Genomic DNA, 13,560 nt, shown 5'->3' on the forward strand with positions numbered 1-13,560 from the left:
GAGAAAGTCAGCTGACGTCGGCACAGCACCATGCGATGGCTGGTTCTCGGCGGCCATGCTCCTGGTTCGCCTGCCACCAAACCCGCCAAATCCGGTCACCTTAGGGACACTCCCCCCACCGTTCGGTGCATCCATGAGGAAAAAATCGCCAAAGTCCGGCGACTGGTGGCAGATAGTAGCCACATCCCATGGATTCCGTAAGCGTTTCCGTCGCACCCCACGGATCCCCCGGACGGCGGAACGACGTTCCGACCGGCCGCTCCGGAAACCGTTGTCCGACCGCGATCGCGAACGGCCCGGCAGTGACCGGCAAGGCCATGACCAAGGTGGCGGTGATCCGCCTGACGCCCGTCCGGTTCTCCGGGCAGTCGTCGCGGTGCGGCCATGAACCAGCCACCCGGCAGGATTTCAGCAGCTCAGATGCTGTCGGCGAGGCGCCCCAGGTCTCGTCCGCCGTCGCGGCCCCGGGTTCCGGCAGCGAGCGGTCCGCGGGCGAGCCCGGTGGCCTCGTCGCCGCACGCCACGAACAGACCCTCGTTCCCGACTGCGTATGCCGACAGGGGGATCGGCTGCACCACCGCGCCCTCCCAGACCTCGGCGGGAGGCCACAGAGACGGCGTTACGACCAGTCGCGGCCGGTGCGCCCCCGCTTGGTGTCCGAGCGCTGCTTCTTCTCCCGCAGCCGGCGCTCGTTGATCCCGCGCGGGATGCGGGTCGGCCTGCGCGGCTTGGGCGGCGGCGCGGTGGCCTCCGCGAGGAGCGCGGCGAGGCGTACGGCGGCGGTCTCGCGGTTGCGCCACTGCGAACGGTGCTCGGACGCCCGTACGACGATCGACCCGTCGACGAGCCGCCCCGCCAGCCGCTCCAGCGCCCGCTCCTTCCACACCGGCGGCAGCGCCTCGGTGTTCGCGAGGTCGAAGCGGAGCTCCGCCTGCGAGTCACTGGTGTTGACGTGCTGGCCGCCCGGCCCGGACGACCGCGAGAAACGCCAGTGGAGCTCGGCCTCGGGGAGCGAGACGGAGCCGCGGATGACGTAAGGACCGGACATGCCCCTATGGTCGCGCGCCTGACCGGCGCACGTCACGCGAATAACGTTCATCACCTGTTTGGCAAAGAAGGTAAAGGAAGCTGGAACCTTCGGTACCCCTCGTGGCGTTCATACCGGTAGCTGTAGCTTCAAGCCCGTACGCCGCACGGCCGTACGCGAAACGAGGGAAAGGACCCCCGACCATGGCTGTAAGCCTCTCCAAGGGTGGCAACGTCTCGCTCACCAAGGAGGCTCCGGGCCTGACCGCCGTCACCGTGGGCCTCGGCTGGGACGTCCGTACCACCACCGGCACGGACTTCGACCTGGACGCCTCGGCCATCGCGGTCAACGGGCAGGGCAAGGTCTACTCCGACGCCCACTTCGTCTTCTTCAACAACAAGCAGACCCCGGACAACACGATCGTCCACACCGGCGACAACCGCACGGGCGAGGGCGCCGGCGACGACGAGGCGATCAACGTCAACCTGGCCGCCCTGCCGGCCGACATCGACAAGATCGTCTTCCCGGTCTCGATCTACGACGCGGAGACCCGCTCGCAGAACTTCGGCCAGGTCCGCAACGCCTACATCCGCATCGTCAACCAGGCCGGCGGCGCCGAGATCGCCCGCTACGACCTCTCCGAGGACGCGGCGACGGAGACGGCCATGGTCTTCGGCGAGCTGTACCGCAACGGCGCCGAGTGGAAGTTCCGCGCGGTCGGCCAGGGCTACGCCTCCGGCCTGGTCGGCATCGCCCAGGACTTCGGCGTCAACGTCTGACGGACGCGGCACGCTGCGCCGTGCGGGAGCCCCTGGCCGTGTGGTTGCGGCCGGGGGCTCCGGCGTCAGCTCAGTGCGCGGACGCGTAGGGCAGGAAGGCCGACCAGGCGGAGGGGGCGAGGGCGAGCTGGGGGCCGGGGGTGGCGCGGTACTTGGAGTCGCGGATGTGGATGGTGGTGGGGGTGGGGGCTATTTCCAGGCAGGATTCGCCGTTGGTGCCGCCGCTGTAGCTGCTCTTGAACCATCCCAGGGCCACTTCGACGCAGGACTCGCCGTCATTGCCGCTGCTGTAGCTGCTCTTGAACCACGCCAGTTCGGAGGCGTCCCCGGAGGGTGCCTTGCGAATCATGTTTCTCCCAGCAGTTGCTCGATGAGGGCCAGTGACTCCCCTGGTGAGAGAGCCTGCGCCCGGATGGTGCCATACCGCAGCTCAAGGATGCGGAGCTGTTTCGGGTCCGTTGTCGGACGGCCGTTGAACGCGCCGTAGGAGCGTCCCACCGCCGTACCATCCGGGAACTTCAGCAGCTCGATGGTGCCGTCCAAACCGGAGTGGACCTCGGAGTTCAACGGCATCACCTGAAGCATGACGTTGTGTAGCTGGCCCACCGCCAGCAGATGATCGAGCTGCCCTCGCCACACCATTGTGCCTCCGATGGGACGGCGCAGTGCAGCCTCTTCCAGTACGAAGTGGATGGACGGTGCCGGGTCACGCTCGAAGACTGACTGCCGAGCCAGACGGGCGGTCACCATTCGCTCCACGTCATCCGGTGAGTAGGGCGGCTGGGCCGCCGAGATGACGGCCCGTGCGTGCTCGGGTGTCTGCAAGAGTCCATTGACGCTGTTGCACTCATACACCCCGATCTCAACCGCCTGCCCCTCCAGCTTGGCAAGCTCCCGCACCTTCTTCGGATACCGAACCCGCTTCACGTCCTCCCAGGTCGCCGAGATCAGCCCACCCGCGCCCAGGACCTCGTCGGCCCGGTTCAGGTACTCCTGGCGGGGAATCCGCTTGCCGCCCTCCACCTTGTAGACCATGTCTTCCCCATAGCCGACCGCCTCCCCGAACTCGGCGGCCCGCATCCCCACCGCCTCGCGCCGCAGCTTCAGCTGACGCCCCACGGTGGCGATGACCGCCACGCCCCAGTCGTCGTCCGGGTCGACCTCCCAGCCCGGCTCGGTCACCTCGCCGCCGTCCACGCTCATCCCACGCCCCCTCTGCCGTACGCCCGTACCCGCGGACGCCTCTACCCGTACGAACGCTCCCGACAGCCAGGACAGCACCGGACAAGCGCCGGACAGTCACCGTACGCAAGGGCTCCGTCACTGTTCACGGTATGCACGCCCGGCCACGCTGAGTGACGTGAACGATGAAATCTCCACCCCCGTCCGCAACATGAGCCTGCGGTTCTCGCCCACGCCGCGTGGCGCCCGCCTGGCCCGTCTACTGGCCGCCGAGCAACTGCGTGCCTGGGGGCTGCCGTTGGATCCGGCGCGGCAGATCGTGGCCGAGCTGGCGGCGAACGCGGCGGCGCACGGGCGGGTGTCGGGGCGCGACTTCGGGCTCCTGCTGTACGTCGTCGGGGACACCCTGCGGATCGAGGTCACGGACACCCGCGGCGACCGCCTGCCGCATGCCCGACCCCTTACGCCGGAGGCCGAGTCGGGCCGGGGCCTGGTCCTCGTGGAGGCGCTCGCCGACAAGTGGGGGGTGGCACCGGGGCTCTCGCCGCGCAAGACCGTGTGGGCCGAGATCGGGGTGTCGCCGTAGCCCGGAAACGCGGACTTCGGTCCCTTGGGACGTCACCACTCAAGGAACGAATCGGGGAGAAACAACCCCACCAAGCCCCACCCCTCCCGCCCGTCGCGCAGCGTCACTCCCGCGAGTGAATATGCCCAACTCGACTGGCTTTGAGGCGGGTTGCGTGCCCTACGTTCAGTGCACCAACCGCAGAAAAACTTCGGCCCTCGCCGGGACGGCAATCCCCGTGCGAGGGCCTGACCACCTAGGAAGTCAGACCCTTCCCGATGGATACGAAAAACCCTAGCGCGCCCTCCTGCGCCGAGTCCCGCGTTGCCGCCAAGAAGCACCCGAACCGGGGGTCCGGCGGGCTCCTCCACGACAACGCCAGCCACACCTCCCACCGACTTCGTGGTGATCGGCAACCACCGCTCCGCCCTGTCCTCTCACCGACACCAGGACACAACCATGACCACCGCACGCCGCCTGCCACCCCAGCCCGCGCACGTTCTGTCCTGTTGTCTGCCGTCAGGCCGGATACTCTGGCCGGCGCACTCTCTGGAGGACAGCATGAGCACTCAGGCCGACCACGGGCACGAGTTGATCCCCCGTCCCGAGCTGACGCCGGAAGCCCTGCGTGCGGCCCTTGCCGTCGTCGCACCGGGTCGTCTGCACGAGATGCAGGCGACAAAAGACGAGGCCTTCGCCAAGGCCGTCGAGTGGCAATCTCTCAGCCCGGTGCAGAGCTGGGTTCTGATCTGGGCCAAGGAGATCGAGATCGCTCGTCGGCGAGACCTGTCCGCTCGGTACGCCCAGGCGGAGCAGGATCTTGAACACGGCGATCCGGTCATCGCCCAGGAGGCCCTTCGCGAGATGAGCGCGATCACCGAAGAGGCTCTGAGGGCAGTGCGTACGTGAGCTGGAAATGGGAGTACGCATTCGGAGCCGAAGAGGCCGCCCGTACTGCTCCGTCAGACTTCTCAGCCGCTGTTTCACGACGTGCCGACGAACTGGTCAACGCAGCAGAAGCTCTTCATGTCCACGGCCAAGCCTACGGAGGGCTCGATCCTAAGGGCGGCGACGTCATCGTCTCCGGCGGTTGGTTCAGATACCAGATTAGGTTGGCCGGCATGATCCTCGCCCCCGTCCCCGTCACCCCCGACCACGACATCCCCGCCCCGGTCCTCTCCGAGCTCACCGCTCTGTACGCCTCCAACCGGGAGTTCCAGGCGCTGAGCGGCGATTTCCCGGACCCGGACGACATCCGGCCGGAGCAGGTGGCCGCGGAGCTGGCCGACGAGTTGGCGAGTCCGGACGTGGAGGTGCTGCTGGCGCGGGCCGAAGGGCGGCTGGTCGGAGTGGTCGTCACGCTGGCGCGGCATCCGGATCCGGCCGACCCGGATCCGTGGATCGGGCTGCTGATGGTGGACGCCGGGGAGCACGGGAAGGGGTACGGGCGGCGGATCGCGGGGGAGGTCGAGCGGCGGTTCCGGGAGGCGGGCCGGGACGCCGTGCGGCTCGCGGTGCTGGAGAACAACCCGAAGGGACTCGCCTTCTGGACCTCGCTGGGGTACGAGGTGATCGGCCGCCGTCCGGACCGGCAGCACGGGCGCCCGTGTGCCGTGCTGCGCAAGGAGCTGAGTACCGGCGATTAGGGCCGCGGCGGCTTTCCGTCGCCGTACAGCCAGTCCTTCCAGATCGCGGTGAAGTCCTTGCCCGGTGCCTTCTTCTCCACGTACGCGGTGAACTCGGCGGTGTCCGCGTTGCCGTGGCGGTGGGCGGCTGCCCAGCCCTGGATCATGTCGCGGAAGCTGTCGTCGCCGACCGTCTGCCGGATCTTCTGCAGAACCATCGCGCCCCGCTCGTACACCGGCCGCTCCGAGATGTACGCGGCGCTCGGCGGATTCGCGGGCGGGAAACCCCAGAGGGTCGCGTCGTCCGCGCGGGTGGCGTAGACCTTGTCGAAGGTCTGCTGGACGGTCCGCCCGCCGTGGTCCTCCTCCCACAGCCACTCGACGTAGGTGGCGAAGCCCTCGTTGAGCCACATGTCCCGCCACGTCCGCGGGGTGACGGAGTCGCCGTACCACTGGTGGGCGAGTTCGTGGACGAGGGTGTCGGTGTCCGGGGCGCCGGGGAAGACGGGCCGGTTCTGGGTCTCCAGCGCGTACCCGGCGTCCCCCGGGCGGTCGATGATCGCGCCGGTGGAGGAGAAGGGGTAGGGGCCGAGGTTGCGCTGCTCCCACTCCACGATCTCGGGGAGCTTCGCCAGTACCGCGCGGCTCGCCTTCGCCTGGGTGGGATCGACGGCCGTGTACACCGGCAGGCCGTCGGGGAGAGTGGAGCGGGTGACCGTGTAGTGGCCCACGGCGACCGTGGCGAGGTAGCTCGCCATCGGCTCGGCGGTGTGCCAGGCGTAGGTGGTCAGGCCGTTCTCCGTCGTCTCGCCGCGCAGCTCCCCGTTGGAGACGGCCTGGAGGCCCTTCGGGACAGTGATCGTGATGTCGTACGACGCCTTGTCGGAGGGGTGGTCGTTGCCGGGGAACCAGGCCATCGAGCCGACGGGTTCACCGAGGGCCAGCGCGCCGTCGGCGGTGCGCAGCCAGCCCTCCTTGGAGCCGTCGGGGTCGGTGAGCGTCTCCGGCCGGCCCGAGTAGCGCACGGTCGTGGTGAAGGCCTCCCCCTTTTCCAGGTCGTCGTGCGGACGGACGGTCAGCTCCTGGCCGGCGCGGTTCCAGCGGGCCTGCCTGGCCCCCACGGTGACGTCGTCGACGTCCAGGCCCTTCAGGTCCAGGTCGAAGGCGGTCAGGTCCTGGGTGGCGCGGGCGGTGATGACGGCGGTGCCGGTGAGGCGGCGGGTGCCGGGGTCGTAGGCGAGGGTCAGGCCGTAGTGGGCGACGTCGTAGCCGCCGTCGCCCGCCTTCGGGAAGTACGGGTCGCGGACGCCCGCGCCGCCCGGGGTGCCGTGGACCCCGCCGTCGCACGCGGCCAACGCGAGGCAGAGCAGGGCTGACGGGAGGACCATTCGGTACCGGGGAACGCTCATGGCCGATCGGGGAACGCTCGCGGTCGGTCGGTGCACGCTCTTGGTCGATCGGGGCACGCTCGCGATCGTAGGACGCCATGACACCATCGGCACGTGCTCGACATCGGATACGCCCTCTCCAACCGTTTCCCGGACCCGCCCCAGACGGACTACCGGCGCGTGGACGTCCACGCGCTGCGCCACGACCTGTTCTGCGGGGACGTCTACCTCGCGGACACCAAGGCGGACCGGGAACTGTCCACAGCCTGGGGATGGGTGCCGGTGCTCGACTTCGCCTGGGCGCTGTGCGACATCGTGGAGCGGATCGACCGCGACCCGGCGGGGTCGCGGGCCGCCCGGCCCCAGCACGCGGAACTCGACTTCACCGAGTCCACCGACCGCATGCTCTTCGAGCGCCGCTTCGGCTGGGTGGACATCGAGGCGGACTGGATGCCGGCCGAGGAGCCGCCCCTCACCTTCTCCCACACCGAACTGCGCCGGGAGGCGCGGGACTTCCTCCACGACCTGCTCGCCGACCTCACCGACATGCACGAGGACCTGGCGGACAATCCGGCGATCTGGACGCTCCAGGCCCGCTTCCCGAGGGTGTCGTAGCCTTCCCGGACCTCGCCGGGCCCGTCCTGCCGGTTGAACGACCGCCGGGTGTATGGAAGTTGACCTCCTGTCGAGGCGGAAGTGACAAGTGGGGCCGGAGTCCGCGGAAGGCGTTCCGGCGGTCCCGGCCGCGCCTACGTTGACTCCGTGCGGACGCAGCAACAGGCAGGCGACAGCGGAAAGGACGCCTCTCCCGAGGCCTCCCGGACACCGGCCACCGCCACGCCCATCGGCTCCACCGTGCCCGTCGGACCCACGGAGCACGCGATGCTCGCCCTCCAGGGGAAGGCGGGGAACGCGCGCACCGCACTGGCGCTGCAGGACGCGAAGGGCAAGGGCGTCGCGCGGCCCCGGCCGGTACGCGGCAGGCCGGTGGCCCCCGTGGCCACCGTCGAGGAGGAACGCACCGAACCCGGCCTCGTGCTGCCCCCGTACCTGATGGACTTCCAGGCCGCCGGGCTGTCCACGGCGTACGGCCTGACCGGGCACGAGTTCGTGCGGAACGCGGTGGCCGCCGTCGTCGGGCACGGCGACGGCACCGTCGCCGAGATCGGCGCCGAGCTCGCCGGACGCCCCGAGTCGTTCTACGGGCAGGGCCGCGCCTTCGCCGTCAGGGGCAGGACCGGCAAGGAGTGGTACGACGTCACGGTCACCGTCTCCCGCGCCCCCGACGACCGGCCGCCCGTCTTCCACCCGGGGGACCTGCTCGCGAACACCGTCCCGGACCCGGACGGGGCGCCGCTCGCCGCGGTGGACGGCACCGAGGGCAAGGACACCAAGGTCGACGTCCAGCACAACACCGCCACCACCGTCGCGACCACCGCGAGCGGCAATTCCAGCAAGGGCGCCGGAGGCATGGCCTTCGGTCTCGCGCCCGTCGTACCGGGGCTCTGGCTGGGCGGCGCCGGCCTGGTGAACGCGCAGCCCTGGCAGTCCTCCCGGGAGTCCCGCAGCCAGCGCAACGTGGCCGAACCCCGGGTGCTGCGCAGCGAGAAGGGCTCGGTCGAGGCACCGCGCAAGGTGCGGTACGGCGTACGGATCAGGAAGCAGGGCACGGAGCACGCGCAGACCTTCCACGGCTCGGGCGCCCTCACCCAGCGCGTGCCCACCGAACACCTGGTGCCGGCCGGCACCCAGGCCCCCGCCGCTCCGCAGGCCGTCGACGCGGACACCGCCCGGAGCGTCTCGCTCGCCGACTCCATGGCCCCGGTCGCCGTCACCGACACCGCCGCCCCGCACCAGGGCGGCGGCGGGCTCTTCGACACGGTCGCCTCCGTCCTGCACCCCTCACTCACCGCCCCCGGCGCCCCCGGCCGCTCCCGCCTCTACGACGCCACCTCCACCGCGACCGTCCTGGAGGACATGCCCCGCCTGCTGCGCGACGGCGTCACCGGCGAGGACCTCGCCTCCAAGGACGGCAGCAGCACCGGCAGCTACCGCCTGCACGCCGAGATCACCGGCATGTCCCCCGCCTGGGGCACCGGCGGGACCCAGCTGCGCACCCATCAGCAGACCCAGCACACGGTCACCGAGAGCGCGGGCAAGGGACGCGCCCTCACCGGCGGCCTGGGCCCGGCCATCGGCGTCGGAGCGGTCGGCAACGCCGCCGTCGTGCGGGGTACGGCCATGCCGGTCGCGGGAGCCCGCAAGGCGCGGTTCACCGTGGCCGAGCAGACCGTCTCCAGCCGCCAGGGCGCGGAGGTGCGCGGCGACAAGGTGCTCTACCTCGCGACCGTCCGGTTCACCGCGGAGGGCACGGGGCCGCGCTCGGCCGAAATGATCCTGCGCCCCGGGACCCGGGTCGCCCGGCACTCGATGCGGGTGTGGATGAGCCTGCGGGCCGACGAGGCACAGTCGCTCGGGCTGCCGCTGCCGCCCGGCACCGAGGCCGGGGAGTTCATCAAGAAGCCGAAGCGGACCGACGAGAACGGCGACGAGGCCGACGTCGAGCGGCATCTCCCGTTCGGCGCCATGGGCTCCAGCGTCACCCTCAGCCAACTCGACACCCGCCCCATGGTCCGGGCCGTGCAGGAGCTGTTCGCGACCGATCCCCGGCTGGCCGGCTACCTGCCCCCCTTCGGTACGGACGCGGTGGCCTCGACGCCGGGCAAGGAGGAGGCCGCGCTCCAGCGGCGCAACCACCGCGAGCTGATGGCCGCCCTGTCCGAGACCAACCTGCGGGTCAACAAGGACCAGCTGACCTCCACCGGCATCCGGGTGCGGCTGCGCCGCAAGACCACCCTGCACTCCCACGACGTGCAGATCCGCGTCCGCGGGCAGCTCCGCGAGACCGGCTACCTCGGCGACACCGACGACTGGCTGGTCCGCAGCCACTCCGGCGTCACCGGCAACACGCAGAGCGGACGCGGCAGTTCGCGCTCGATCGGCGGTCTGGTGCTCGGGCAGGCCAGGCTCGTCCCCGGCGTCCTGACCGGCTCGGCCCGCTACGAGAAGCACAGCACCGGCACCCGCCGCAACCAGGCCGGCCCCACCACCCGCACCGACGTCCTCACCAACGGCTCCGACAAGGCCAGCACCTTCGGGGCGGCCCTGCGCCTCGACGTCGACGTCACCATGACCTCCCGGCAGCGCAAGCTCGGCCGCGCTCTCACCCCCGGCTCTCCCGGCCAGGACACGCCCGAGGCGAAGCGGCTGGCGGGACTGCACCTGGACGAGCAGGACGTACGGCTGGTCACGCCGACCGAGTTCACCCTCGACGAAGAGGGCAAGCGGCGGCAGGACGCGGTGGGCGGCCGGCGCCGGGCCCAGGCACCGCGCCCCGAGCACGCCGTCACCGCCGAGGGCATCGGCGACCTGGCCGGCCTCGTGCCCCGGCCGTCGGTCGGGCAGCCGCTGCGGGACTGGCAGCTGGTGGAGACGGTCGGCGACGGCCAGGCCGTCCGGGACCTCGCCTTCCAGCTGCTGTCCAAGGCGGCCGCCCGCAACAAGGGCGTCCGCGAGGATCCCGCGCTGCAGACCGAGGGACTCGCGCCGCGGCTGGCCATCGAGGAGCGGTTCGGGCCGCAGGCCATCACGGCATCGCTGCGGCAGGCCGCGTCCTCCGGGTGGGTGGTCAAGAACCTGCGCTATCCGCGCCGGCTCGCCGCGCTGAACGGGGCCGTCGGCACCCGGCTCACGCTGACCAACCCGAAGTTCCTGCACCAGGGCGCGGGTCCCGGCACGGAGACCTTCGTGCTCGGCGGCCACCAGGCGGCCGGCCAGGAGGGGCAGGGCACCACCAGCACGTGGCAGTTCGGCGCCACCGGCTCGGAGAACGACGCCGAGTGGCGCCTGGGCCAGGGCCTGTCCGGGAACCGCACCACGAGCCGGGGCGACGCCCGGTCCGCGGCGCTGTCCGGCACGGTCGAGCGCAACGCCCACACCCCGAAGAAGGCGCCGCTCTACCTGGTCCAGTGCGACCTGCTCGTCACCATGGTCGCCGAGGTCAAGGTCACCGGCGGCGGCCCTTACGTGGCGACGGCCGCCCGAACCCTGCCGGCCGAGGCGGCGGTGTGGCTGACGGAGGCGCAGCTGCCGGCGGCGATCCGCCGGCAGCTGAAGCTCGACCCGGAACCGGCGCCGATGACGCCGTCGTCCCGGCAGCCGGGGCAGCGGCCGGCAGAGAGCTCCCGGGCGGGTGCCGCACGCGAGGGCCGGGAGCAGTCGCGCGCCGCCGACACCGCCGGGTCCTCGACGGCCGCGCCGCAGCGCGCCACCGGTCCGTCCTTCGCCCGTGCGCTCCCCCTCGGCTTCGGCATGGTCGAGAACCTGCCGAACTTCGTGCCGCTGCTGGCCCGGCTGCGCACCCGGCTCGCGGAGAGCGGACAGCAGACCCTCGCCGACGACCTGCTGCCCCGGCAGCAACTGGCCGACCGCAACGACAACGTGCAACGCCTGCTGCGCGTCCTGGACCGCGACGGCAGCGCGGGACTGCTGTCCGGCGCGATGGACGGCGGGGTCACCGTCGAGCTGTTCGACGGCCGCAAGACCCCGTACTGGGCGGTGTTCAAGGTCAACCGGCTCGCCGACGGCACCTACGACGGTGCGGCGGACGACGGCCGGGACATGGAGTACATCACCGCGGCCGTCGCCCAGCAGTCCGCCACCCACGACGAGGGCGTGTCGCTCGGTCTGGAGGGGATCTTCGCCGGCTCCGGCAAACCGGACGGCGGGGCCGGGCAGCTGAAGAGCACGGGCGGTGCGGCGGGGCTGGGCGCCGGCTCGGGCGGCTCGCGGCGCTCCGGCACGGCGAGCCGCGGGCAGCTCGGCATGAAGACGGTCGCCGAGGCGAAGACCGCGAAGTCGTCGAAGATGCGGGTGCCGATCGAGGCGACCCTCGAACTGCACCGCGGCGACCGCCGGCTGGCGCTGGTCTCGCTGGGCCGCCAGGCCGTGACCCACCGCGTCCTGGACAAGGACCTCGCCGCCCTCGGCCGGCTGACCGCGCCCGGCCGCCGGCCGGTGGCCCCGGCACCCGGCCCGGGGGACGGCCGCCCGGCCGCGCTCGGCACCTGGCGCTCCGGCGGTGTGCGGCTGCCGATGGAGGCGCAGGTGAACGGCTTCCAGGGGGCACCGCAGGTACGGGAGCTGGTCGACTCCGCGGTCCGGGAGGCGGGCGGCGGCGACCGCTTCCGGTCCAAGGGCCAGGCCGCCGCGTACACCCTGCAGGAGGCCGTCTCCACCGAGTGGCTGATCGCGGCGCTGCCGCTGCTGACCTCGGCCGGGGCGGAGCTGCCGCCGGTGCACGCCACCGGGGTGGAGGGCCAGGACCTGCGGGCGTCCCTGCACGCGCGGCTGCGGGACGGCCGGGTCCTGGGCGTCGGCGACAAGATGACCTTCGAGACGGTGGGGCAGAGCCACCTGGACGCCCCCCGGCCCACTCAGACGGACGGCCTGAGCTCCGCCGACCACGGCCGGTCGGCACGCGGCCTCGCGGGCGCGGGACTGCTCAACGCCGACGAGTTCCGCCTCAACCAGATGATGGGCAACGCCGGTGGCGCGGGCGGCGCGGCGGACACGGCGGTGAACGCGTCCGGCTCGATGCCGCTGCACAAACCCAAGTCCGCTTCGGTGCTGGTGCAGTTCACGCTGGACGTGCGGGTGGTGGCGCGGGTGGCCAACCGCGTCCGCTCCGGCCGTACCGGCACCGCCGTACGGGAGCTGACCCTGCCCCGGCCGGTGGTGATCCGGATGCCGGAACCGGCGGTCCGCCGCATGCTCGCCGCCCAGCCGGACCGGCTCCAGGATCCGGACGACCATCTGGGCCTGCGGAAGAAGGCGGCGTCGGCGCCTCCGGCGAGCTGAGTGCCTCGGGCGGTGCGCCTGCCGCGGGTAGGTGGGGGATGGTCGCGCCCACGCGGCGGTAGCCGCACATCGACACGGCCCCGCGCCCCTGTGGGGCGCGCTGCCCTCGGGGTTGGTCAATCCTCCACGCGGATGCCCAGCTGTGCCGCCAGCACCGGGGCCAGGTCCAGGAGTTGGGACATGCTGATCACCGCTCCGGCCAGCCGCTCCACCCCTGTCGCGATCTCCAGGGACGCGGCGCCCCGCAGATCGACGTCCTTCATCGTCACGCCCCTGAAGTCGGCCGCCTTCACCGTGCAGCCGGTGAACTCGACGCGCTCCAGCACCGCGTTGCCGAAGTCCGGTTCCACCAGGACGCAGCCCTCGAAGACCACGTCTCTGAGCTTCGCGGTGCGCAGGTTGAGGTAGTCGATCTTGCCGCCGCGGATCACCACCCGCTCCAGGACGGAACCGTGCAACTGGGTGCCGCCCAGCCGGGCGTCGACCAGCTCGACATCGCGCAGGGTCGCCTCGGCCAGATCGGTGCCGACACCTCTTATCCCGGTGAGGACCGTGTCCAGCACGCGCGCGTGCCGCAGCCCCGTCTCGTCGAAGGCGCAGTCCGTCAGCGCACAGTCCATGAAGCGGGCGCCCGCCCCGTCCTGCCCCGCGAAGTCCGCCTCCCGGAACGCCTGCCCGTCGTAGTCCCCGTCCGGCTCCAGCTCGCCCCCGCCCCAGGCCTCCAGCTCGGGCAGCCGCACCTCCGGTCGCCGCGCGCCCTTCACCCTGCCTCCACCGGCCCCACCGGCCCCTGTCCTCGCCATGCCCTCCATAGTGCAGGCCCCCACTGACAATCACCGCGGCCCGCCCTCGACCTCAAGCGCACTTGAGGCCGAAGAGTCGGAAGCGTCGAAGAGCCGGACCGCCGGATCGGCCATCACCTTTGCTCGACGAGGGCGGCCGGCACCTCGTCTTCGGCTGGTCGGCGGAAGGGATCACCGGGCCCTGGAGACCCGGGCGACCATCGGAGAAGGTGGTCCTGGAACCGTGACCTGGCCCGTGCCTCGACCTGCGGGAACGGCCCGCACAATCCCGC

At 71.6% G+C, this 13,560-nt stretch carries 12 protein-coding genes; 6 read left to right on the plus strand and 6 right to left on the minus strand.

What is annotated here, in order from left to right:
* Positions 1 to 416: 416 nt before the first annotated feature.
* Both ACFY6U_RS26700 and arfB read right to left on the minus strand, forming a co-directional pair.
* The gene (locus tag ACFY6U_RS26700; RefSeq protein WP_390042150.1) at positions 417 to 578 is read right to left on the minus strand and encodes a hypothetical protein; all 162 of its coding nucleotides are present in this window, start codon (positions 576 to 578) and stop codon (positions 417 to 419) included.
* A gap of 41 nt (positions 579 to 619) precedes the next feature.
* Positions 620 to 1,048, minus strand: a complete 429-nt coding sequence (gene arfB, locus ACFY6U_RS26705; RefSeq protein WP_390042152.1) for an alternative ribosome rescue aminoacyl-tRNA hydrolase ArfB — start codon at positions 1,046 to 1,048, stop codon at positions 620 to 622.
* Between the two features lie 182 nt (positions 1,049 to 1,230).
* Here arfB and ACFY6U_RS26710 point away from each other — a divergent pair, with 182 nt between their 5' ends.
* The gene (locus ACFY6U_RS26710) at positions 1,231 to 1,806 is read left to right on the plus strand and encodes a TerD family protein (RefSeq protein ID WP_294001156.1); all 576 of its coding nucleotides are present in this window, start codon (positions 1,231 to 1,233) and stop codon (positions 1,804 to 1,806) included.
* Between the two features lie 70 nt (positions 1,807 to 1,876).
* Here the strand turns inward: ACFY6U_RS26710 and ACFY6U_RS26715 are convergent, their stop codons facing one another.
* Both ACFY6U_RS26715 and ACFY6U_RS26720 read right to left on the minus strand, forming a co-directional pair.
* Positions 1,877 to 2,155 carry a DUF397 domain-containing protein gene (locus tag ACFY6U_RS26715; RefSeq protein ID WP_390042154.1) on the minus strand — a complete coding sequence of 93 codons (279 nt, stop codon included), beginning with the start codon at positions 2,153 to 2,155 and terminating at the stop codon, positions 1,877 to 1,879.
* On the minus strand, positions 2,152 to 3,009 hold the full coding sequence (locus ACFY6U_RS26720) for a helix-turn-helix domain-containing protein (RefSeq protein WP_390042156.1): 858 nt from the start codon (positions 3,007 to 3,009) through the stop codon (positions 2,152 to 2,154). The genes ACFY6U_RS26715 and ACFY6U_RS26720 overlap by 4 nt, the downstream gene beginning before the upstream one ends.
* A gap of 157 nt (positions 3,010 to 3,166) precedes the next feature.
* Here ACFY6U_RS26720 and ACFY6U_RS26725 point away from each other — a divergent pair, with 157 nt between their 5' ends.
* The 3 genes from ACFY6U_RS26725 (at position 3,167) to ACFY6U_RS26735 (ending at position 5,199) form a co-directional block, all read left to right on the plus strand.
* Positions 3,167 to 3,574, plus strand: coding sequence for an ATP-binding protein (locus tag ACFY6U_RS26725; protein WP_390042158.1), 408 nt, complete (start codon positions 3,167 to 3,169; stop codon positions 3,572 to 3,574).
* A gap of 540 nt (positions 3,575 to 4,114) precedes the next feature.
* A complete protein-coding gene (locus tag ACFY6U_RS26730) occupies positions 4,115 to 4,462 on the plus strand; it encodes a hypothetical protein (protein WP_390042160.1) in 348 nt (115 codons plus the stop codon).
* Between the two features lie 212 nt (positions 4,463 to 4,674).
* A complete protein-coding gene (locus ACFY6U_RS26735) occupies positions 4,675 to 5,199 on the plus strand; it encodes a GNAT family N-acetyltransferase (RefSeq protein WP_390042162.1) in 525 nt (174 codons plus the stop codon).
* Here the strand turns inward: ACFY6U_RS26735 and ACFY6U_RS26740 are convergent.
* The gene (locus ACFY6U_RS26740; protein ID WP_390042164.1) at positions 5,196 to 6,566 is read right to left on the minus strand and encodes a M1 family metallopeptidase; all 1,371 of its coding nucleotides are present in this window, start codon (positions 6,564 to 6,566) and stop codon (positions 5,196 to 5,198) included. The two genes, ACFY6U_RS26735 and ACFY6U_RS26740, sit on opposite strands and share 4 nt — an antisense overlap.
* Before the next feature lie 114 nt (positions 6,567 to 6,680).
* Here ACFY6U_RS26740 and ACFY6U_RS26745 point away from each other — a divergent pair, with 114 nt between their 5' ends.
* Together ACFY6U_RS26745 and ACFY6U_RS26750 are read left to right on the plus strand one after the other, a co-directional pair.
* On the plus strand, positions 6,681 to 7,181 hold the full coding sequence (locus ACFY6U_RS26745) for a hypothetical protein (protein WP_390042166.1): 501 nt from the start codon (positions 6,681 to 6,683) through the stop codon (positions 7,179 to 7,181).
* 147 nt (positions 7,182 to 7,328) lie between these two features.
* Positions 7,329 to 12,485 carry a hypothetical protein gene (locus ACFY6U_RS26750; protein WP_390042168.1) on the plus strand — a complete coding sequence of 1,719 codons (5,157 nt, stop codon included), beginning with the start codon at positions 7,329 to 7,331 and terminating at the stop codon, positions 12,483 to 12,485.
* A 116-nt stretch (positions 12,486 to 12,601) separates the two neighbouring features.
* Here the strand turns inward: ACFY6U_RS26750 and ACFY6U_RS26755 are convergent, their stop codons facing one another.
* A complete protein-coding gene (locus ACFY6U_RS26755; protein WP_390042170.1) occupies positions 12,602 to 13,288 on the minus strand; it encodes a pentapeptide repeat-containing protein in 687 nt (228 codons plus the stop codon).
* Positions 13,289 to 13,560: the final 272 nt, after the last annotated feature.

The sequence above is a fragment of the Streptomyces sp. NPDC013157 genome (assembly GCF_042899865.1).
Lineage (GTDB): Bacteria > Actinomycetota > Actinomycetes > Streptomycetales > Streptomycetaceae > Streptomyces.

Bases quoted from the DNA above. Each gene is read 5' to 3' on its own strand.
- arfB (WP_390042152.1), bottom strand. From the start codon at position 1,048: ATGTCCGGTCCTTACGTCATCCGCGGCTCCGTCTCGCTCCCCGAGGCC.
- ACFY6U_RS26710 (WP_294001156.1), top strand. From the start codon at position 1,231: ATGGCTGTAAGCCTCTCCAAGGGTGGCAACGTCTCGCTCACCAAGGAG.
- ACFY6U_RS26715 (WP_390042154.1), bottom strand. From the start codon at position 2,155: ATGATTCGCAAGGCACCCTCCGGGGACGCCTCCGAACTGGCGTGGTTC.
- ACFY6U_RS26720 (WP_390042156.1), bottom strand. From the start codon at position 3,009: ATGAGCGTGGACGGCGGCGAGGTGACCGAGCCGGGCTGGGAGGTCGAC.
- ACFY6U_RS26730 (WP_390042160.1), top strand. From the start codon at position 4,115: ATGAGCACTCAGGCCGACCACGGGCACGAGTTGATCCCCCGTCCCGAG.
- ACFY6U_RS26735 (WP_390042162.1), top strand. From the start codon at position 4,675: ATGATCCTCGCCCCCGTCCCCGTCACCCCCGACCACGACATCCCCGCC.
- ACFY6U_RS26740 (WP_390042164.1), bottom strand. From the start codon at position 6,566: ATGGTCCTCCCGTCAGCCCTGCTCTGCCTCGCGTTGGCCGCGTGCGAC.
- ACFY6U_RS26755 (WP_390042170.1), bottom strand. From the start codon at position 13,288: ATGGCGAGGACAGGGGCCGGTGGGGCCGGTGGAGGCAGGGTGAAGGGC.